At 71.7% G+C, this 20,239-nt stretch carries 14 protein-coding genes; 6 read left to right on the forward strand and 8 right to left on the reverse strand.

Annotation, left to right across the window (positions count from 1 at the left end; genetic code table 11):
• The first annotated feature begins 395 nt into the window (after positions 1–395).
• A complete protein-coding gene (locus ABZ441_RS31250; protein WP_358980354.1) occupies positions 396–845 on the forward strand; it encodes a PTS glucose transporter subunit IIA in 450 nt (149 codons plus the stop codon).
• Positions 846–921: 76 nt separating this feature from the next.
• Positions 922–2,592, forward strand: coding sequence for a phosphoenolpyruvate--protein phosphotransferase (gene ptsP, locus ABZ441_RS31255; RefSeq protein WP_358980398.1), 1,671 nt, complete (start codon positions 922–924; stop codon positions 2,590–2,592).
• A gap of 72 nt (positions 2,593–2,664) precedes the next feature.
• Here ptsP and ABZ441_RS31260 read toward each other — a convergent pair whose 3' ends face one another.
• Positions 2,665–3,582 (reverse strand): hypothetical protein, encoded by a 918-nt coding sequence (locus ABZ441_RS31260; protein WP_358980356.1) that lies wholly within the window; start codon positions 3,580–3,582, stop codon positions 2,665–2,667.
• A gap of 78 nt (positions 3,583–3,660) precedes the next feature.
• On the reverse strand, positions 3,661–5,637 hold the full coding sequence (locus ABZ441_RS31265) for an acetoacetate--CoA ligase (RefSeq protein ID WP_358980358.1): 1,977 nt from the start codon (positions 5,635–5,637) through the stop codon (positions 3,661–3,663).
• A gap of 216 nt (positions 5,638–5,853) precedes the next feature.
• Here ABZ441_RS31265 and ABZ441_RS31270 point away from each other — a divergent pair, with 216 nt between their 5' ends.
• Entirely contained in the window at positions 5,854–8,223 is a 2,370-nt protein-coding gene (locus tag ABZ441_RS31270; RefSeq protein WP_358980360.1) for a glycoside hydrolase family 31 protein, read from the forward strand.
• On the opposite strand, the gene ABZ441_RS31275 is transcribed toward ABZ441_RS31270, so the two are convergent.
• Entirely contained in the window at positions 8,214–8,711 is a 498-nt protein-coding gene (locus ABZ441_RS31275) for an NUDIX domain-containing protein (RefSeq protein WP_358980362.1), read from the reverse strand. The genes ABZ441_RS31270 and ABZ441_RS31275 overlap by 10 nt on opposite strands.
• Positions 8,712–8,771: 60 nt before the next feature.
• On the opposite strand from ABZ441_RS31275, the gene ABZ441_RS31280 reads away from it, so the two are divergent.
• Positions 8,772–9,578, forward strand: a complete 807-nt coding sequence (locus ABZ441_RS31280; RefSeq protein WP_358980364.1) for a M15 family metallopeptidase — start codon at positions 8,772–8,774, stop codon at positions 9,576–9,578.
• A 117-nt stretch (positions 9,579–9,695) separates the two neighbouring features.
• Positions 9,696–10,067, forward strand: a complete 372-nt coding sequence (locus ABZ441_RS31285) for a DUF962 domain-containing protein (RefSeq protein ID WP_358980366.1) — start codon at positions 9,696–9,698, stop codon at positions 10,065–10,067.
• Between the two features lie 107 nt (positions 10,068–10,174).
• Here ABZ441_RS31285 and ABZ441_RS31290 read toward each other — a convergent pair whose 3' ends face one another.
• Genes ABZ441_RS31290 through ABZ441_RS31305 form a run of 4 tightly spaced genes read right to left on the reverse strand, consistent with a single transcriptional unit; the run spans position 10,175 to position 14,443 of the window.
• Positions 10,175–10,780: an ATP/GTP-binding protein gene (locus tag ABZ441_RS31290; protein WP_358980368.1), complete on the reverse strand. Its 606-nt coding sequence runs from the start codon at positions 10,778–10,780 to the stop codon at positions 10,175–10,177.
• Positions 10,761–11,198: a DUF742 domain-containing protein gene (locus ABZ441_RS31295; RefSeq protein WP_358980370.1), complete on the reverse strand. Its 438-nt coding sequence runs from the start codon at positions 11,196–11,198 to the stop codon at positions 10,761–10,763. Before ABZ441_RS31295 ends, ABZ441_RS31290 begins: the two co-directional genes overlap by 20 nt.
• A 9-nt stretch (positions 11,199–11,207) precedes the next feature.
• On the reverse strand, positions 11,208–11,651 hold the full coding sequence (locus ABZ441_RS31300; protein ID WP_205022031.1) for a roadblock/LC7 domain-containing protein: 444 nt from the start codon (positions 11,649–11,651) through the stop codon (positions 11,208–11,210).
• The gene (locus ABZ441_RS31305) at positions 11,648–14,443 is read right to left on the reverse strand and encodes a nitrate- and nitrite sensing domain-containing protein (RefSeq protein WP_358980372.1); all 2,796 of its coding nucleotides are present in this window, start codon (positions 14,441–14,443) and stop codon (positions 11,648–11,650) included. Before ABZ441_RS31305 ends, ABZ441_RS31300 begins: the two co-directional genes overlap by 4 nt.
• 626 nt (positions 14,444–15,069) lie before the next feature.
• Between ABZ441_RS31305 and ABZ441_RS31310 the strand changes: the two genes are divergently transcribed.
• A complete protein-coding gene (locus ABZ441_RS31310; protein ID WP_358980400.1) occupies positions 15,070–15,459 on the forward strand; it encodes a hypothetical protein in 390 nt (129 codons plus the stop codon).
• A gap of 9 nt (positions 15,460–15,468) precedes the next feature.
• Here ABZ441_RS31310 and ABZ441_RS31315 read toward each other — a convergent pair whose 3' ends face one another.
• Complete coding sequence (locus ABZ441_RS31315; protein ID WP_358980374.1) at positions 15,469–20,193, reverse strand: hypothetical protein; 4,725 nt, start codon at positions 20,191–20,193, stop codon at positions 15,469–15,471.
• Between the last annotated feature and the right edge of the window lie 46 nt (positions 20,194–20,239).

Raw genomic sequence — 20,239 nt, forward strand, 5'->3', positions numbered from 1 at the left:
TCGTGTCCGATTCCCGGCCGAAGCGGGTTCCTGCTTTTTCGCTTTCCAGTTCTTCGCTTTCGCGCTTCCCTTTCCGGCGAGTCCGACTCTATCAGGCCTTTCCCCATTCCCTGACCGGGGTCTCGCGAACATGCGAGCGCACAGTCAGAGTTACAGTCTGGGCTTGGGAGTCGCCGCCGATCCCGGACTCGAAGGTCGCGTTGGGGTCAGGCAGGGGTACGACAGTACAGGCCCTTGTGAGGCGAGGCAAATCGTTTCCGGTGCACCCCTAGGTCGGCCAACCGGTAGCTCTCGGGCGGAACCGGGACTTCATATGACTTACGCTGCTGATCAGTACGCCGCCCTCCGTCAGCCATGGCGGTGACACGCGGATCCCCACCCCTGGGAGGCTTTCCATGACCACAGTGACGTCCCCTCTTGACGGTCGCGCCATCGGACTCACCGCGGTTCCCGACCCCGTCTTCTCCGGAGCGATGGTCGGCCCGGGTACCGCCATCGACCCCGTGCGCGAGCCCTCCGAGGCCGTCTCACCGGTCGACGGGATCGTCGTCTCCCTCCACCCGCACGCCTTCGTCGTCGTCGACGACCAGGGACACGGAGTGCTGACGCACCTCGGGATCGACACCGTGCAGCTCAACGGCGAGGGCTTCGAGCTGCTCGTCAACAAGGGGGACACGGTGACCCGCGGTCAGGGCATCGTCCGGTGGGACCCCTCAGCCGTCGAGGCCGCCGGGAAGTCGGCGATCTGCCCGGTCGTGGCCCTGGAGGCGACTGCCGAGTCCCTCTCCGACGTCCGCGAGGACGGCGACGTGAAGGTCGGCGAGACGCTCTTCGGCTGGCAGTGACACCCTCGGCGCAGTGAAGAGCCAGTTGGGCATCCACCGCGGTGACGCAGTCGCCGCACAATCGGAGACGGGTGAAATGGAGACAACGCTGCGAGGCGTCGGTGTGAGCCACGGTGTGGCGATCGGCGAAGTTCGGCACATGGGCACGGCGGTGCTCGAGCCGCCGGCCAAACAGATTCCCGCGGAGGAGGCCGAGCGCGAGCAGGGGCGTGCCCGCCAGGCCGTGGAAGCTGTTGCGGCCGATCTGATTGCGCGCGGCAATCTGGCGGGGGGCGAGGCACAGCATGTGCTGGAGGCCCAGGCCATGATGGCGCAGGACCCCGAGCTCATCGCCGACGTCGAGCGTCGTATCGCCGTCGGCAGCACCGCCGAGCGCGGTGTGTACGACGCGTTCGCCGCGTACCGGGCCCTGCTGGCCAACGCCGGGGAGTACCTGGCGGGGCGCGTGGCGGACCTCGACGACGTACGGAACCGCATCGTGGCGCGGCTGCTCGGCGTTCCCATGCCGGGTGTGCCGGACAGCGACGAGCCGTATGTGCTGATCGCGCGTGACCTGGCTCCCGCCGACACCGCCCTGCTCGACCCGACGCTTGTGCTCGGCTTCGTCACGGAGGAGGGCGGGCCCACCAGCCACAGCGCGATCCTCGCGCGTGCGCTCGGAGTTCCGGCCGTCGTGGCTCTTCCCGGCGCGGGTGAGATCGCCGAGGGCACGGTCGTGGCGGTGGACGGCAGCACCGGTGAGATCTTCGTCGAGCCGAGTCAGGAGAAGCGCGCCGAGATGGAGAGTGCCTCGGCGGCCCGCAAGGCGGCACTGACGGCCGTGACCGGGCCCGGAGCGACCTCCGACGGTCACAAGGTGCCGTTGCTCGCCAACGTCGGCGGTCCCGCCGACGTGCCGGCCGCCGTGGAGGCCGGTGCCGAGGGCGTGGGTCTGTTCCGTACGGAGTTCCTCTTCCTGGACGACAGCAAGCAGGCACCGTCCGAGGAGAAGCAGATCGCCGCCTACCGCGCGGTGCTGGAGGCGTTCCCCGAGGGGCGTGTCGTCGTGCGGGTCCTGGACGCCGGCGCCGACAAGCCGCTGGACTTCCTGACACCGGCGGACGAGCCGAACCCCGCACTGGGCGTGCGTGGTCTGCGCAGTCTTCTGGACCACCCCGATGTGCTGCGGACCCAGCTGACGGCGCTGTCCAGGGCGTCCGAGGGTCTGCCGGTGTACCTCGAGGTCATGGCCCCCATGGTGGCCGACCGAGCCGACGCGAAGGCGTTCGCCGACGCCTGCCGTGAGGCGGGGCTGCAGGCGAAGTTCGGTGCGATGGTGGAGATTCCGTCCGCCGCGCTCCGGGCCCGCTCGATCCTGCAGGAGGTGGAGTTCCTGTCGCTGGGGACCAACGACCTGGCGCAGTACACCTTCGCGGCCGACCGTCAGGTGGGGGCCGTCTCCAGGCTGCAGGACCCGTGGCAGCCCGCGCTGCTCGACCTGGTCGCGCTCTCGGCCGAGGCCGCGAGGGCGGAGGGCAAGAGCTGTGGTGTCTGCGGTGAGGCCGCTTCGGATCCGCTGCTGGCGTGTGTGCTGACCGGTCTGGGTGTCACCTCGCTGTCGATGGGTGCGGCGTCCATCCCCTATGTGCGGGCGACGCTGGCGAAGCACACGCTCGCCCAGTGCGAGCGCGCGGCCTCCGCAGCGCGTGCGGCGGACTCCGCCGACGAGGCACGGCTCGCGGCGCAGGCGGTGCTGTCCGGCGAGTGACACCGCCCGCTGTTCGCAGTCGGGTGTGATGGGGGTTCCCGCCGGTTCCGGCGGGAACCCCCATCGGCTTTCTCAGCGGTGGGCCTCCGGTTCGTCGGCACCGAGTTCGAACCCCGCGCAGTACTCGACGCCGGATTCCGGCGAGACGGGTTCGCCCGTGTCGGCGTCGGTGCAGTAGGCGCTGAAGACCTCTCCCGCTGTGAGCGGGAGGAGACTGCCCCGGTGCAGACGCCAGCCGTGCACCCGGTCCGGGGCGTCGGGCGTCGTGGTGCGCAGGACGATGCCTCCCCGGGATTCGAGCGCGACACCCACGGCGAGCACGGTGGCGAACTCCGCGCCTTCCGACGATTCGAGGCGGGCCGGGCCGTCCGCGTCCCGGGCGGTGTGGAGGACGGCGAGGAGCTGTTCGGCCTCCGTGGGCGTGCTGCAGACGATGTGGTGGGTGCCCGGCCCCGCGGTGTCGAGCAGACGTGTCAGCAGATGGGACGCCCGGTCGAAGGCCGCTCGGCCGATGTCCTGCCCGCAGTCCGCACAGTCGCCGAGGCCGGCCAGGAGCACGGTGGCGTACTCCCATGTCGCGCGGCGGACGGCTCGTGAGACGAGGAGCGGGACCAGTGTGTCGATGGGTTGGCCGGTGTACGCCACGGTGGCGCCGGCAGCCGCGATCTCGGCGGTGAAACGGCTGCGGCTCGCCCGCTCGTCGGGATCGAGACCGGACTCGCCGCAGAATTCCGCGTAGTCGTCCGGGTCGAAGAGGGCGACGGTGGTGTACATCCCCTGGGCGGCGCGTGCGCGCAGCAGGCCGTCGACCTGCCGCAGGTATTCCGTGTGGTCCTCGAAGAGGAAGCTCCGGTAGTGGCGCATGGCCGCGAAGTCCTCGGAGTCGACGAGGAGGCCGACGGTGCTGGGTGCTTCGCGGCGCAGTGCGCGTCGCATGGATGGTGCGGAGCGCGTTCGGCTGCGCTTGTCGGTCTGCTTGATGTGCGCCATGAGTCCCCCTGTGCGCTGTCGATCGATGCTCACTCAGCGTAATCAGGGGGACTGACAACGGCGTGCACGGCGGTCTGATCAGCGGCGTTCGCGGCCTAGGTCCTCGTAGAAGCGGAGGAGTTCGAGATTGTCGACGGAGCCCGGGTTGACCGCCTTGGAAAGGGCAGTTCCCTGGAGGAGGCGCTTGACCGGAACCTCGATCCGCTTGCCTGTGAGGGTGTGCGGGATGCCGGGAACCGCGATGACCTCATCCGGTACATGACGGGGCGAGAGGTTCTCGCGGATGGTGCGTTTGATGCTGTCGCGAAGTTCGTCGTCGAGCGTGGCGCCCTCGGCGAGGTGCACGAACAGGGGCATCCAGTAGCCGCCGTCCGGTTCCTCGAGGCCGATGACGAGGGACTCTCGGATCTCGGGGAGCCTCTCGACGGCCTCGTAGATGTCGGCGGACCCCATGCGGACACCCTGCCTGTTGAGGGTGGAGTCGGAACGGCCGTGGATGACGACCGAACCGCGGTCGGTGAGGGTGATCCAGTCTCCGTGGCGCCAGACGCCGGGGTACGTGTCGAAGTAACTGTCGTGGTAGCGGCTGCCGTCGGGATCGTTCCAGAAGCGGACCGGCATGGAGGGCATGGGTGCGGTCACGACGAGCTCGCCGACCTCACCGGTGAGCGGTTTGCCGGCGGGGTCCCAGGCCTGGAGATCGGTGCCGAGACAGGGCGCCTGGAGTTCGCCGATGTGGACCGGCAGGGTGGGTACCGCGCCGGCGAAGCAGCTGCAGACGTCCGTGCCGCCGCTCACCGACGCGATCCACAGGTCCTCGGCGACCTCGTCGTGGAGCCAGCGGAAGCCGTCGGGCGGGAGCGGGGAGCCGGTGGTGGCGACGCACCGGACCCGGCTGAGGTCGTGGTCGCGGCCCGGGTGGACGTCCGCTTTGCGGCAGGCCATGACGTAGGCGGCCGACGTGCCGAAGAGTGTCGCCCCGGTCTGTTCGGCCACGCGCCACTGGGCGCTGACGTCCGGGTAGCCGGGGCTGCCGTCGTACAGCACGACGGTGGTACCGGTGAGCAGGCCGGAGACGAGGAAGTTCCACATCATCCAGCCGGTGGATGTGTACCAGAAGAAACGGTCGTCGGGGCCGAGGTCGCAGTGCAGCCCGATCTGCTTGAAGTGTTCGAGGAGGATTCCTCCCTGGGACTGGACGATCGCCTTCGGAAGTCCGGTCGTGCCGGAGGAGTACAGCACCCACAGGGGGTGCTCGAAGGGAATCTGCTCGAAGACCGGCTCGATGTCGGAGGCGGTGAGTGCCGACCATTCGAGGGCGCCTTCGGGTGTGTCCGTGCCGAGGAGCGGGATGTGGACGACCGCGCGCAGCGTCGGGAGTTCGCGGCGGAGTTCGGCCACGGCGGCGGTGCGGTCGTGCTCCTTTCCGCCGTAGCGGTAACCGTCGACCGTGAACAGGACGACGGGTTCGACCTGCTGGAAGCGGTCCAGGACGCTGCGGGCGCCGAAGTCGGGGGCGCAGGAGGTCCAGACCCCGCCGACCGCGGCGGTGGCGAGGAACGCGACGACGGCCTGCGGAATGTTGGGGAGGTAGCCGCTGACCCGGTCGCCGGGCCTGACACCGAGGGCGCGTAGTTCCGCTGTCAGTGAGCCCACCTGGCGCCGGAGTTCGCTCCAGCTGACGGACACCTGGGTGTGGGTCTCGTCGACGTACAGCAGGGCGGGGGCGTCGGCGCGGAGCGGGTCGTCGGCCGTGCGCAGGGCGTGTTCGGCGTAGTTGAGGGTGGCGCCGGGGAACCACTGGGCGCCGGGCATGGTGCGGTTCCCGATGACGGTCTCGTACGGACTGGAGAAGCGTACGTCGAACCAGTCGGCGACTGCCTGCCAGAAGGTGCCGAGCTCGTCGACCGACCAGCGCTGCAGGGCCGCGTACCCGCCGTCGGCCGGCGCTCCGTGGTGCTCGGCGGCCCATCGCTGGAAGCGGGTCACGGCTGCGGCCTCGACGCGCTCGGGTCCGGGCTGCCAGAGGGGGGCTTCGCCGGCTGCTGAGGTCATGGAGGCTCCCTGGCCTTTCGGGGTGTACGCGGTGTGGGCGTCGCACGCACGGCTGGGACGCGTGCGTTAACGGTCGTTACGGACCATGCCATGTGATCGTCCTGCGCACCAGGGTCCCCCGGCCATGGTCGTGGGTCCGACTGTGTGGCGGAGCCACAGGTGAACGGAAGCTGAACGGAGCACGCTTCCGTCACGGTGAATGGCAGGGTGGTCCGCATGGATGGTCGTGACCTGGTGCGCTCGGTGAAATCGGTTGGTTCTGTGCAGGGGATGCGCGCGGTGAGGTCGGCGTGGCGGAACCGGCGTGCGGATGCGCGGGCGCTGGCACCGCGCGGTCCCGAGCGGGCGCGTGTGCCGGGCCTCCTGGTCGGTGCGGAGCCGGAGCCGGGCGGTGGGGTGGTGCGGTTCGCCCGCTCGCAGCTCCGGATCCGGGTGGCGGCGGGCGGTGCGGTGTTCTGGTCCTGGGACGCCGCCGGGCCGCTGCCTTCGTACGCGCTTCCGGGAGCGGAGCCGGGTCCGGATCCGCGGGCGCGCCTGGAGCCGGACACGAACGGCGGCTGGATGGTGGTGTCGGAGCGGCTGACGGTCGTCGTGTCGCGGCACGGGGCGGTGGAACTGCGTACGCCCGGCGGGGTGCTGCTGCGCCGTGAGCTGCCGCCGCGCTGGTGGGAACCGGTGGAGGGGGGCGAGGCACGGTGGGTGCAGAGGTCCGAGGTCCCGGCCGACGCTCGCTTCTTCGGACTCGGAGGGCGTGCGGGCGGTCCGAGGCTGAGGGAGGGCACCTACCGGCTGTGGAACACCGATCCGGGCGGGCGTTTCGGTCCGGCGGACGATCCGCTGTATCTGACGATGCCGGTGCAGATGGTGGTCTCCGATGCCGGGACCCATCTGGCGTTCCACGACAACACGTGGTCGGGCGGGGTGACGCTCCGGGAGGGTGAGGAGGGTGCCGGCTCGGGGCATGACCGGCTCGGCACCTGTGAGGTGCGGATGGAGGGCGGTCCGCTCCGCTGCTGGGTGGTGGTGGGTACGCCGGCCAGGGTGCTGCAGGGCTGGACGGCGCTGACGGGGGCGCCCGCGCTGCCACCGTCGTGGGCTCTGGGGCCGCAGCACGCGCGCTGGGGGTTCGGCAGCGAACGGGAGGTGCGGCGGGTCGTGACGGGGTACCGGGATCGGGGGCTGCCGCTGTCCGTGCTGCATCTGGACATCGATCACCACGACGCGCATCAGGTGTTCACGGTCGACCCGGAGCGGTTCCCCGATCTTCCCGGACTGGCGAAGGAGCTGCGTGAGGAAGGCGTCCGGCTGGTGTCGATCGTCGACCCGGCGGTGCGGGCGTCGGCGGGCAACGCGGTGTTCAGGAGCGGCCTCGAGGTGGGTGACGAGGGTGCGTTCGTCCGGGATCCGGAGGGTTCCTTGGTGCTCGGCGAGGTGTGGCCGGGTGAGTGCGTCTATCCGGATTTCACCGATCCGCCCGTGCGGGACTGGTGGGGCGCGCTGTACGAGGAGCGGCTCGGGCAGGGGTTCTCCGGTGTGTGGCACGACATGAACGAGCCGGTGTCCTTCTCGGCCTTCGGCGATCCGTCGCTGCCTCGGTCGTCACGGCACGCCCTGGAGGGCCGTGGCGGGGACCACCGGGAGGCCCACAACGTGTACGCCCTGGCGATGGCGAGGGCCGGTTACGAAGGGCTGCGCCGGCTGCGGCCCGACGAGCGGCCGTTCCTGTTCTCCCGTTCGGGCTGGGCGGGGATGCAGCGGTACGGCGGGACCTGGTCCGGTGACGTGGCGACGGGGTGGCCGGGCCTGCGGGCCTCGCTGTCCCTGGTCCTGGGACTGGGGCTCTGCGGGGTGCCGTACTCGGGGCCCGATGTCGGCGGGTTCGACGGGTCGCCGTCGCCGGAGCTGTATCTGCGCTGGTTCCAATTGGGTGCGTACATGCCGTTGTTCCGGACGCACGCGGCCATCGGGGCGGGACGCCGGGAGCCGTGGGAGTTCGGCCCGGAGGTCCTCGCGGGTGCCGGGCAGATCCTGGCGGAGCGGGAGCGCTTGCTGCCGTACTTCGTGACGCTGGCGCACCTGGCGCGGCTCACCGGTGCTCCGTATGTGCGGCCGGTGTGGTGGGGAGCGTCCGGGGACCGGGAGCTGCGGGACTGCGAGGACGTGTTCCTGCTCGGCGACTCGCTGCTGGTCGCTCCCGTGCTGGAGGAGGGGGCGGACCGCAGGCAGGTGCGGTTGCCGCGGGGGCGGTGGTACGACACGGCGAGCGGGAAGGCGTACGAGGGGCCGGGCCATGTGGTGGTGGACGCGCCGTTGTCACGGATTCCGGTGCTGGCCCGGGCCGGTGCGGTGATCCCGGTACGGGGCCCGGGCGGAGGCATGGAGCTGGAGGTGTGGGCTCCGCCCGCCGGGCGTACCGGGGGCGGGCTGGTCGTGCGGGACGCGGGCGACGGGTGGGAGCGGGCCGAGGTGGAGCGCTACACGTCGCGCCTCGGGGCGGGGCGTGTGGTCGTCGAGCGGGACGGTGAGGAGGAACTGGTTCCCTATCCGGTCCGGGTGCGGGGGTGGTCGGGCCCGGCTCAGCCGTAGGCGCCGGCGAACCAGGCGCGTACGGCTCGGGTGTGCAGGGGGAAGGCGAGTTCGTCCGGGGTGCGCAGCACGTCGTACCCCGAGGTCTCGTCCGTAGGTGCGGAGGGCGGGAGTTCCGCTGCGGCTCGCGGCGGGAGCAGCCCGAAGAGGAGCAGGTGGCCGTCCGGCGAGCTGAGGGCGTCGGCGAGCCGTACGTCCGTCTCGTCCACCCGGATTCCGGTCTCCTCGCGCAGTTCGCGTGCGACGGCGTGGCGCCAGTCCTCTGTCGCGTCGATGTAGCCGCCGGGCAGCGCCGTCCCGCCCGTGTGCGGAGGGATGGTTCGGGTGATGACGACGAGTCCGGTGCCGTGCGGTCCGGTGACGGGCAGCAGGGCGACGGCTACGGGCAGCGGGTTGCGATAGGCGGTGTGGCCGCAGGCCGTACAGGTGCGCGGCCAGATGTCGGCGGCGTACGGGGTCCCGCAGCTGCCGCAGTGGGAGTCCTTCACGGGCGGACTGTATCCGATCACTCTTCTCCTGCGGCCCGGAAGCTGATAGACGGTGTGCCCATGACAGGAATTGCTCGTTCTCTCCGCGCTCTGGCCGCAGCCGGCGCCGCTCTGCTCGCCGTGACCGTCGCCGCCCCGGTGGCCGCGGCCAGGCCAGAACCCAAGGCTCCGCCGGAGTTCGTCGATCTCCGTTCCGTCGACCCGACGATCATCACGGAGATGCGTTACACCACCGCGCACAACTTCATGGGGGAGCCGGTGGACGGCTACCGGCAGCCCGTCTGCATCCTGACCCGGCCCGCCGCCCTCGCGCTGCGCACGGCCCAGCGGAGCCTCCTGCGTCAGGGGTACTCGCTCAAGGTGTACGACTGCTACCGGCCGCAGCGCGCCGTGGACCACTTCGTGCGCTGGGCGGAGGATCTCGACGACCAGGCCATGAAGGGTGAGTTCTATCCGGAGGTCGACAAGACGCGGTTGTTCGAGGACGGTTACATCGCGGAGAAATCCGGACACAGCCGGGGCAGCACGGTCGACCTCACGCTGGTGAAGCTGCCGGCCCTGCCGACGAGGCCGTACGAGCCGGGCGAGGAGCTCACCGCCTGCCATGCGTCGCAGGACGAGCGCTTCCCCGACAACTCGGTGGACATGGGTACCGGGTACGACTGCTTCGACACCCTGTCGCACACGGACGACCCCCGGGTGCAGGGCGCGCAGCGCGCCCACCGGCAGTTCCTCAAGGAGACGCTCACCGGCCTGGGGTTCGTGAACCTGGCGGAGGAGTGGTGGCACTTCACCTTCAAGCCCGAGCTCTTCCCGGACACCTACTTCGACTTCCCGGTGGCCAGGCGCTCCGTCGCGGGGCACTGACGGCGCAGACACCGAACGGGCGGCCGGGGCCACCCCCGTGTGCTCCGGCCGCCCGCTCTCCCTTTCGGACGCGGAACTGCCGTATCCGGTTGCCGGTTCGGCCGTTACGGTGCCCTCATGTCACAGCAGACGTTCGGTTCGTATGAAGAGTTCTGGCCCTACTACGTGGCCATGCACTCCAGGACGGCTACCCGGTGGGTCCATCTGACCGGCACACTGACCGGCCTGGCGGTCAGCGTCTACGGTCTGGCACGGGGACGTAAGCGCTACGCCCTGGCGTTGCCCCTGATCGGATACGGCAGTGCGTGGCCGGCGCATTTCCTCATCGAGAAGAACAATCCCGCGACGTTCGGCCATCCCGCGTGGTCGCTGCGCGGCGATGTGCAGATGATCCGGATGATGCTCGCCGGACGGGACGGGGAACTGGCCGCAATCGCGGCCGAGTGGCTGGCGGAGAACCCGGGTTCCCGGGAGCGCGCGCAGGGTTGACGGGCCGTCACCGCGGGTGAAGACTCCTTCCACGCCCGCTGCCCCCCGCACCGTACGCGCGGTCCGTACCCCGGTCGGCGGGGGTACGGGCCGCGTCACGGCGGCCCTCAGGTCTTGGCTGGTTCGCGGAGCCGGTCGGCACGCACCATGGCGTACTCCACGACCGCGACGAGCACATCGCGGACGGACGCCCGGTCGCGGGCGTCGCAGAGCAGCACCGGCACCTCGGGGTCGAGGTCGAGTGCCGCCCGTACCGTTTCGGTAGGGAACTCCTCCGCGCCTTCGAAGAGGTTGACGGCGACCGTGAAGGGGATTTTCCGGCGTTCGAAGTAGTCGACCGCCGCGAAGCAGTCCTCCAGCCGCCGGGTGTCCGCGAGGACGACCGCGCCCAGGGCACCCTGGGCGAGCTCGTCCCAGAGGAACCAGAAGCGGTCCTGCCCGGGGGTCCCGAACAGATAGAGGACCAGGTCCTCGCGCAGGGTGATCCGGCCGAAGTCCATGGCCACCGTGGTGGTGCTCTTGGACTCGACCCCCGCCACGTCGTCTACGGGGCGGCCCGCCTCGCTCAGCCGCTCCTCCGTGCGAAGGGGTCTGATCTCGCTGACCGCACCCACCAGAGTCGTCTTGCCCACGCCGAATCCGCCGGCCACCAGGATTTTGAGGGTGACGGGCTCGACGTGCCGCTTTCTGCGGCTAGAGCGCCCGAAGGCCATTGATCACCTCGCGGAGAAGGCTCTCGTCCGGCAGCTCGGCCGGCGGAACGGGACGGGTGACGTGCACCAGTTCGTCGTCGACGAGGTCACCGACCAGGACACGGACCACCCCGACGGGGAGATCCAGTCCGGAGGCGAGTTCGGCGATCGACTGGGGCATGTCGCTGCACAGTTCGACGATCTCCACGTGCTCCGGGGAGAGCGTCTGATCCCGGCCGGGATCGTCGGCCGCGGGTTCGGGGATGACGATCGCGATCAGGTCGAGACGATGGCGGGACGCGCTGCTGGTTCGTCCGCGGGTCATCGCGTAGGGCCGGACCACCGGCCCCGCTTCGGCGTCGTACCAGCGGGAGGAGCCCGCTCCTTCGGGAGCGAACGGTGATCCGGGCGCGGTGTCCCGGACGGAGTCTGCGCTCATCCCCCCGCCTCACCCTCCGGCGGGCAGACCGGTGGTACGGGGGGCATTGGCCAGGTGCGCCCCCACGCGCTTGACCATCAGAGTCATCTCGTACGCCACCTGCCCGACGTCGGAGTCGGAGTCGGCCAGGACGGCGAGACAGCTGCCGTCACCGGCCGCCGTGACGAACAGGAAGGCCTCGTCGAGCTCGACCACCGTCTGCCGGACCCGGCCGGCGTCGAAGTGCCGGCCCACGCCCTTGGCGAGGCTGTGGAAACCGGAGGCCACGGCTGCCAGGTGTTCGCTGTCCTCGCGGGTCAGGTCCTGGGACGTGCCCGTCGCGAGGCCGTCGCTGGAGAGCACCAGCGCCTTCCGGATGCTCGCGACACGCTCGACCAGTTCGTCGAGGAGCCAGTTGAGTTCGCCCGATCCCTGGCGTGTGGTGTTGTGTGCTGCGGCGTTCGGTGCGGTCATCGACCGTCCCCTCCCGGAGTGGTTCCTGGTGCTGTCTCGCCGGGGCCTGTCGCGTCGTCGGCGTTCTGCCGACGGCCGCGCTGCCAGCCACGTTGAAGCGAAGCCATGCGATTGCGTACTTCGTCCGCGTCACGTTCGAGGTCGTCGTCGGTGGTGGCGGGGGTGTGCCCGGAAAGCCGCCCTGCGGATTCCTCCCGGAGCTGTGGGGCGAGGCTGGCCTGCCGGACCCTGCGCGGGAGGCCGCCCACCGTATCCGAAGTCGCCGGCCGGGACGCGGGCCGCGCCGGGGCCCCACCTGCCGGGGAACTGCCGGGGCCGGACTCCGCGGTGGCCGTCTCGGAGCCGGCGGCGGGAGCGAAGCGGTCGGACGCGCCCGGACGGGAACGGCCTCCGGCCCCGATCCGCCGGCCGTGCTCGGCGACGAGGGTCGGCGTCTTGCGGCGGGGCAGCGGGACGGGCCCTGCGGGGCGCATCGGCCGGACGTCCGCGGAGCGGCCGCCCGACGCGTCGAAGGCCTGCTGGTGCTGCTCCCGGTCGTCCTGCCTGCGTAGATCGCGGGCGCGGAAGATGCCGCCGCGCTCGCTCTCGGTGTCCTCGAGGTCGGATACGCCGTCGAGCACGGGGCCGAGCGCCGGGTCGAGGTCCCGGTCGAGAGCCGGGTCGGTGAACCCGAGTGTGCCCACCGGGCCTTCGAGTTCGACGGGGCCGTCCAGCATGGACGGGTCGGTGAGGCCCGTGGGAACCGGGGCGAGTCCGGGCGGCCTGCCCGGGATGCCGGCGTCCGCCGCCCCGTCCCTGCGGGCCTTGGCGCTGTCGGGCGTGTCCCTGCCGGGCCGGCCGCTGCCGATCGCCTTCTCGGCCCGGCGGTCGAGGCGGAAGCCGGTGCCGTGGGTGTCGGGGGCGTCGGTGAGCAGCTGCGCCGGGATGAAGACGACCGCGGTCGTCCCTCCGTACGGTGAGGTCTGCAGGGACACCCTGACGTTCTGCCGCTGGGCGAGCCGGCTGACGACGAAGAGGCCCAGCCGGTCGGTGTCGGAGAGCTCGAAGTCGGGCGTCTCGGCGAGCCTCAGGTTGGCGTCCAGAAGGACTTCCGGCACCATGCCGAGGCCACGGTCGTGGATCTCCAGGGTGAAGCCGTTGGCCACGCGTTCGCCGTGCACCTGGACCGCGGTGTGCGGGGGCGAGAACACCGTGGCGTTCTCCAGCAGTTCCGCGATCAGGTGGGTGAGGTCCGCGACGGCCGGGCCGCCCACGCCGATGCGGGGCAGACGCCGGACCTCGATCCGCTCGTAGTCCTCCACCTCCGCGACCGCCGCCCGCACCACGTCCATCAGCTGGATCGGCTTGCGCCACTGGCGGGACGGGGCCGCTCCGGAGAGGATCACGAGGCCCTCCGCGTGGCGGCGCATGCGGGTGGTGAGGTGGTCGAGGCGGAAGAGGTCGGCGAGTTCGTCGCTGTTCTCCGTGCGCCGCTCCATGGTGTCCAGGAGCGTCAGCTGACGGTGCAGGAGCACCTGGTTGCGGCGTGCGAGGTTGACGAAGACCTCGGAGACGCCGCGCCGCATGTCCGCCTGCTTGACGGCGGCCTCGACGGCGGCCCGTTGAAGGGTGTTGAGTGCCTGCCCCACCTGGCCGATCTCGTCGCGCTCGTAGCTGAGGTGGGGCGCCTCGGTCTCCACGTCGACCTGCTCGCCCGCGGCCAGTCGGCGCATCACGCTCGGCAGCCGGACCCCGGACACCTCGTGGGCGTCCTTGCGCAGCCGGGAGAGGTCGCGGACGAGTTCGCGTCCCACGCGTACGGAGACGAAGACGGACACCAGCAGGGCGGCGAATCCCAGGACGCCGGCGACGCCCGCGCGGATCAGGACGCGGTAGCCGGCGGGTTCCGCGCGGTCCTGGAAGCGGTTGGCCATCTCGGTGCCGTCGTTGGCCAGGTGCTCGAGGACGGGCGGTGCCACCTCCTCCCAGCGCGCGGCGTCGACAGTGCCCGGCTTCGTGATCGGCCCTGCGGCGATGAGCTTCTGCTCGGCCGTGCGGAGGGGCTCGGTGTCAGGGCTGCGCCAGTACTGCTCCATGCGCCCGCGCTCGCTCCCCGGCAGGAGCTCGAGGTTGACCTCGTACAGGAGCGTGCGCTTGGCGGCGAGGTCGGAGACCACGCGCAGTTCGGGGGCGCCGAGTCGTCCCGCGATGAGGCCCGAAGCGATCAGGGCGTCTTCACGCGAGAGCATCTCGCGGGCACGGGAGATGCCGACGAGGGCCCGGACCTGCTTGTCCATCGATACGTTCTCCATCGTGTGGAGACCGTTCAGGAAGCGGTAGCAGGGGTCGACGAGTCCGTTGTAGAAGTCGAGGGCCCTCGTCCGGTCGACGGTCCGTTTCTCGACGGAGGCACGCAGTGCGTCCAAGCCGTCGACCTCGCTGAGGATGGAGTCGAGAAGGGCCTCCGACTCCGGGCTGAGCCTGTCCCGGATGTCCTTGCTCTCAGCGCTCTGCCTGACGTCGGCCACGACCCGGTCGGTCGCGGCGCGCTGGCGGCGCAGGAGGGGAAGGGCGTCCGAGGCCCGGGGATCGGCGAGGAAGACGAGTGTCTGGCGGCGTTCGCCCTGGACGGCGCGGATCGTGTCTTCCAGCGGATGGCCCACCTGCTCCACGATGGCGCTCGCGCCCATCAGCTCGGTGGCTTCACGGCCGGTGACGTAGGTGGCGAACACCCAGAGGCCCGTGAGTGAGGCGAGCGGCACCAGGAGCAACGCCACGATCTTCCTGCGGATGGACTTCCCGCGAAAGCGCATGGCCTCCCCCAGCTCGGCCCCGCACCGCGGGGTGGTTGTGCCGGTGTTCCCGGTCGTTCCGGTTGCCCGGCCTTCCTGATCGTTCGGGTGTCTGTGCGGCGGTCCACGGGGCGTCGGCCGGAGTTCCGTCAACAAACGGCGCGAGCCTACTACTGACCCACCGGTAACTCGAAGACATGTCCGGACGTTTTCCGGCCGATCTGCCTTGAGTTGCTCACCAGTTGTCCTGGTATTACCGGCGAAGAATTTCGCGAAAGCGACAGAGATCCCCTGGCCGGACGCGATGTATTCTCACAGCGCAGTTGGCTGGAACTTGACGTTCCGAGACCTTTCGGGGCCGGTTGGGACCCACCGACGGGAATCTTCGTGACCTGGCGTTCGTCCAGACGTACGGGGCAGAAGAACCTCGCGGGGGTATGTGCGACAGGTGAGCGGCTCCGTTCGCGTAGAACGGCGGCCGGCCGGGCAGCCATGCCACCCTTGGGTCGGACAGTGGTGGGGAGTTGAGGTTCTTGGACACGGATGAGCGCCGGGGCGCGACGGCGTCGCCGCCCGCCGGTCCGCCGACGGCGGGCACACGGGCGGCCGGTGCGTCACCGGCGGACACGCCGGCGCCCGGTGCCCGTATTCCGCGGCAGCTGTGGGTGGAGGAACCCGCGACACGGCGGAGGATGCCGGACCCGGTGCGGACCGCCGCCGTGCGCGCCGTGATCATCATGTCGCTCACCATCATTCAGGCCGTGGTGGCCTTCCTGTGCACGCTGGCCGGTTCCTGGCTCGCCTTCCCGATGGTGCTGGGCGGGGTCGCGGGCACGGTGGTGGCGACGTGGTCGGTGCTGGACGTGTGGGTGACCCGGCAGGTGTGGAACCAGCGCCACGGCGTGGTGTCCGTACCGAGCAGCACGGCACGCCGCATGCGGCGGGAGCGGCGGGTGGCCAGGCGCGCCGCCCGGTCCCGGGCACGCGGGGAATCCCGGATACGACGCCGGAGCGAAGGCCGGCTCTCGCGGGCCTGAGCGCCCGCGCTATCGCTTCTCCGAGGACGGTGCCGGCTGCGTGGTCGTGTCCGTCATCTCTCCACGCATCTCCGGGACCGCCGCACCGCCGCGCGTCTCGTCGGTCCGCTTGAACATGCGGGTCGCGATGATCTCGCCATGGACGGTCTCGCCCTCGGGGTCCTGCTGCGGCAGCCCTGGCCTGAGGTGCTCCTCCACGCTGATGTACTTCAGCCCCGCCCGAAGGTCCGCGTCGTTGCGGAGGCGGATGACGAGCGGGAACTCGGCGAGCGCCGTGGTGTCGAACAACCCGGTGGTGTACAGCAGTTGGACCCCCAAAGCGTCGGAGACCGCGCGCTGGAGCTCGAGCAGGTACGTGGCGTTGGCGCGTCCGATGGGGTTGTCGAGGAAGAGTGTGCCCGCGTGCCGGTGCCGGTCCCGGCCCCTGTCGTTGCTGCGCAGGGCCGCCATCGTGCAGTACAGCGCGATCGCGGCGGTGAGCAGTTGGCCACCGGAGAAGACGTCGCCCATCTGTCCGACCGGGACGCGCTCGGCGCGGAGCACCGCGTCCGGCTTGAGGATCTCCACGGCGATGCCCTTGGGCTGCAGTGCCGCCTGTACGCCGCGCAGCAGGAGGGACATGCCGTCCCTGCGCAGGTCGGAGTTCTTCTTGAGGGCCGCGTGCGTGGCCTCGTCGATGACCTCGCCGAGCCTCTCGGTGAGCGTGGCCTGGTCGGGTTCCTCGAAACGGATCCGGAGGAACTCCTGGCCGGACCACTCCCCCAGTCCTTCGGGCAGCTGGGAGAGACGCTGCGCGGAGCGGAGCGTCGTGAGGGCCGACTCCACGAGGCCGCGGAGCCGGTCGACGATGGAGTCACGGTTGCGCTCCAGCTGGGCGAGCTCGTCGGTGAGCACGCGCAGCCTGGGCGCGAAGGCGGCGGCCCATTTCTCCGCGTGGTCGGGCAGGGCCGCTGCCGGGAGTTCCCTGATCTGCATCCGGGCCGGGGTGCGGACCTGTTCGTAGCGGGTGGCGTTGGCGTGCCGTACGAGGACGTCGCTCGCCTCCCTCACGGAACCCTCCGCGGCCGACAGGTCGGTGGCGCAGCCGCGCAGCGAGCGGCGTGCCTCGGCGGCGGACTGCCTCGCCTCCTCCAGGGTGCCCGGGTACGGGTCGGGGGTGTCGGCCTCGTCCTCCGGGCCGTGTTCCCTGAGCAGATCGCGCAGGAGGGCGGCGGTCTCGTCGAAACCGCTCGCGGAGTCCTCGGCGGTGCGGTGCGCGCGCAGCAGTTCGACGTGGGCGGCGCGTGCGGTCTCCAGTGCCTCCGTGGCGGAGGCCAGTTCGGCCGTGGCGGTCCGAAGGAGGGTCTGGGCCTGGTCTGCGTCGGCCGGGGCCAGGTTGTCGGGGAGGTCGGTGTGGTGGGGTGCCTCGTCCTCGGGGGCGAGGCGTTCGGCTTCGCCGCGCAGCCGGCCCAGCTGTTCGCTGGCCGCGGACGCCCGGGTCTCCAGGAGCTGTACGTGGGATTCAGCGCGGGCGGCTGCCGCCTGACGGGAAGGCCCGTCGGCTCCGTCGGTGCCCTCGAGGAGCTGGGCGGCACGGGTGCGGACCTTGTTGGTGAGGCGGTCGAGTTCGGCCAGGGCGGCGCTCTCGTCATTTTCGGCGCGTGCCTGTTCGGCGCGGAGGTCGGCGCCGACGCCGACCTTCTCGTAGAGCCGGGAGGCCGCCCTGTACGCCTCGCGCAGGGCGGGCAGGGAGGTGCGCGCGGTGGAGAGATCGGGCTCCGGGAGGGTTTCGGGGGCTCCGGCGATCTCCGCGCGCTCGGCGCGCAGGGCACGGGCGGTGCGGTGGGCGTCGTCCGCGGCACGCTGGGCGGCCCGGCGGTCCTCGTCGGCGGCGCGTGCCCGCTCCAGGCATTCCGTGGCGCGGGCCTCGGACTCGGCTGCCTCGTCGGTGAGTTCACGCAGCCGCGCCTGCCAGCCCGCCCGGTCCCGGAGGCGGTGGGCGAGTCCGGCGAGCGCGTCCGCCGCGCGGCGGGCGCGCTGCGCCGCCTCCTGCCGATCGTCACGGACACGCGAGGCGTCCGCGGCCGCCTCGTCGGCCTCCGCGCGCACGGCGCGGGCCTCGGCGAGTGCGGCCTCCGCTGTTTCCGCGACGGATCGGGCGGTCCGGGCGGCCTCGCCGAGCTCGGCGAGCATGCCGGGCGGGCAGTCGGCGCGCCAGGACCCGATACGCGCGGCGAGGGAGCGGTCGGCGGCGAGCCGGGCGGCGAGCGACCTGATGTCCTCGTCGCGCGCCGCGGCACGGGCCCTGAGTGCCTGGCGCTCCTCGTCGGCGGCGTGTTCGTCGTGCATCGCGGGGTTCGGCGGGACGAGGAAGACGTCCTCGGCGCCCGCGCCGCCCGGCACCGGTACGGGGGCGAGGAGGGCCGCGGTGGTACCGACGGCCACGGCCGAGCGGGGCAGCAGTGCTGCGGCGGCCAAGACCTCGCGGGCGCGGGTGTGCGCGCCGGGGTCGGTGATGACGACACCGTCGACGAGCTCGGGCCGAGCGGCCAGGACCGCCGCGTGGTCGGCGGGGTCCACAGCCTGGGCGAGGTAGCGCCAGCCGGGCAGGGCGGGGATGCCGTGCTCTCCGAGGTACTCGACGGTGGCGAGGACGTCGGGGCCCGGAGGCAGCAGTCCGCCGTCCCCGAGGGCGCCGAGGATGCGGGAGTCGTCGGCGGCGGCGGTGCGCAGGTCGAAAAGCCTGCGTTCGGCGGCGGCGACCCCCTGGTCGAGTAGCTCGCGCAGCTCGTCGGCGCTGTTGTCGAACTCCTCGGCGGTGAGGGACTGCCCGTCGCCTGCGACCGGTTCGTCCGCGCCGGTCTCGTCCGTCCCGGGGCCGGGGCGGCGGGGGCGTGGGACGCCGGCTGCCGTGGGCAGGCCCAGCAGGTCGGTGAGACGGGGGTCGGCGGCGATCGACTCCGCGGCCCTGCGCTCGGCCTCGTAGGACTGTTCGGCGGCCTGGGCGGCGTCGGCGGCACGGGCCGCCGCGAGCTCGGTGCGGCTCTCCGCGGCCCCGGCTTCCCGTGCCTGGTCCGCGGTGGCACGGGCGGCTTCCCGCGCGGTGTCCCAGGCGGCGACGGCGGCCTTCTCCGCGTCGTTCGCGGCGAGGGCCGCGCGGGCAGGGTCGGCGTCCGGCGCGGTGTCGTCGAGCCACCCGGCCCGTACGGCTTCGGCGGTCTCCTGCTCGACCTCGGCGAGGCGCTGGCGCAGGTGGCCCGCCTCGCTCCGGGCGCGCTGGGCCTCGGTCGCCGCGGTGGTGGCGTCCCGGTGCGCCGTTTCCCCGGTGGACTGGAGGGTCGCGGAGCGCTCCTCCTCCTCGTCCGCCACCCGCTCCCCCGCCTCGGCGGCGGTGTGCAGGGCGCGTACGAGGTCGGCGGCGGCCGTGGCGCGTGCGGCGAGAGCGGGGGCGGCGTCCCGCTCGGCCTCCCGGATGGCGACGGCGACGCGGGCCGAGCTGTCGGCGGCGGCCCGGTGGCGGAGGACCGCTTCGGCGGCCTGCCAGGCAGAGTGCAGGGTGCGCGCCTCGACCAGCTCGCGACGCTGGGCCGCCGCACTCTTCTCTGCGGCGGTCAGGGCCAGGGAGGCGTGCCGGTAGGCCAGTTCGGCCGCGATCAGGTCCCGGTCGCCCCGGGTGGCCTCGGCCTCGGTGACGGTGTGGGCGGCGGCCGTGACCTGCTGGGCGAGTTCCCCGGTCCGGCCGCGCTCCTCGGCGGCACGCCCGGAGAGCCGGCGTGCGAGGGTGCGGGTGCGACGCTCGGCACCGGCGTGGACGTCGCGGCTGCGGGCCCTGGCCGTGGTCGCTTCGACGATCCGGCCCAGCAGGTCGACGGAGCCGGCGGTGAAGTCGCGTTCGGCGGTGAGCTCGGCGCGGCGTCCGAGCTTGTTGCCGAAGCCGCTGACGAGGTCGGCGAGGCCGTCCGTGTCACGGGTGTCGGTGACGGCCCGCAGCAGCAGGTCGGTGAAGTCGGAGTCCTTCTTGACGGCGAAGAGTCCGGCGGCCTCGCCCTCGTCGGCGTTCATCTCCCTCTGGTAACGGAAGAGTTCGGGGTCGAGCCCGAGGTCACCGAGGTGTTCGTTCCAGCGGTCGTGGATCTCTTCCCAGTGCACGTCGAGGTGCGGGTAGAACTTGCCGGCGTCCGTGAGGGCGTCGCGGAAGCCCTTCATGGTGCGGCGCCGGCCCCGGGCGCCGGATACGCCTTCGACGGGACGGCCCACCGTCGTCGCCTCCGCGACGGGAAGGCTGTCGAGGCTGAGACCGGGCCCGGGGCGGAAGGAGTACCAGGCTTCGGCGAACTTGCGGGGGTCGTTGGAGACCTGGCGGCCACGCCATTCGCTGACCTTGCCGACGACGACGCATTCACCGGTGAGCGTGTGCTGCCACTCCAGGGCGACGTGTCCGCAGTCGTCGGCGAGCAGGAACTTGCGCAGCACACCGGAGCTGGCGCCGCCCAGGGTGTTGCGGTGTCCGGGCAGCATCACCGAGAAGATCAGTTTGAGCAGGACCGACTTGCCGCCGCCGTTCTCCAGGAAGAGCACGCCTGCGGGCGCCGGGCGGCGCGGGGGGCCGACCGGCTCGTCCTCGAAGAACTCCGCCTGGGCCGGCGCGGGCCTGGGGACGGGTTTGCCGACTCCACGCAGGTCGAGCACGGTGTCGGCGTAGCGCGCACCGGCGGGCCCGATGGAGTAGAGGCGGACCCGGGACAACTCGTACATGGCGGCGGACTCTCGTCGTTCAGGCGGTGGGCGGGGCGGCTGGTTC

The organism is Streptomyces sp. NPDC005752 (assembly GCF_040630715.1).
Lineage (GTDB): Bacteria > Actinomycetota > Actinomycetes > Streptomycetales > Streptomycetaceae > Streptomyces.

Coding starts and splice junctions, on each gene's coding strand:
- ABZ441_RS31295 (WP_358980370.1), bottom strand. CDS start 11,198: ATGAGCGCAGACTCCGTCCGGGACACCGCGCCCGGATCACCGTTCGCT.
- ABZ441_RS31250 (WP_358980354.1), top strand. CDS start 396: ATGACCACAGTGACGTCCCCTCTTGACGGTCGCGCCATCGGACTCACC.
- ABZ441_RS31305 (WP_358980372.1), bottom strand. CDS start 14,443: ATGCGCTTTCGCGGGAAGTCCATCCGCAGGAAGATCGTGGCGTTGCTC.
- ABZ441_RS31270 (WP_358980360.1), top strand. CDS start 5,854: ATGGATGGTCGTGACCTGGTGCGCTCGGTGAAATCGGTTGGTTCTGTG.
- ABZ441_RS31260 (WP_358980356.1), bottom strand. CDS start 3,582: ATGGCGCACATCAAGCAGACCGACAAGCGCAGCCGAACGCGCTCCGCA.
- ABZ441_RS31290 (WP_358980368.1), bottom strand. CDS start 10,780: ATGGCCTTCGGGCGCTCTAGCCGCAGAAAGCGGCACGTCGAGCCCGTC.
- ABZ441_RS31265 (WP_358980358.1), bottom strand. CDS start 5,637: ATGACCTCAGCAGCCGGCGAAGCCCCCCTCTGGCAGCCCGGACCCGAG.
- ptsP (WP_358980398.1), top strand. CDS start 922: ATGGAGACAACGCTGCGAGGCGTCGGTGTGAGCCACGGTGTGGCGATC.
- ABZ441_RS31300 (WP_205022031.1), bottom strand. CDS start 11,651: ATGACCGCACCGAACGCCGCAGCACACAACACCACACGCCAGGGATCG.
- ABZ441_RS31285 (WP_358980366.1), top strand. CDS start 9,696: ATGTCACAGCAGACGTTCGGTTCGTATGAAGAGTTCTGGCCCTACTAC.
- ABZ441_RS31315 (WP_358980374.1), bottom strand. CDS start 20,193: ATGTACGAGTTGTCCCGGGTCCGCCTCTACTCCATCGGGCCCGCCGGT.
- ABZ441_RS31280 (WP_358980364.1), top strand. CDS start 8,772: ATGACAGGAATTGCTCGTTCTCTCCGCGCTCTGGCCGCAGCCGGCGCC.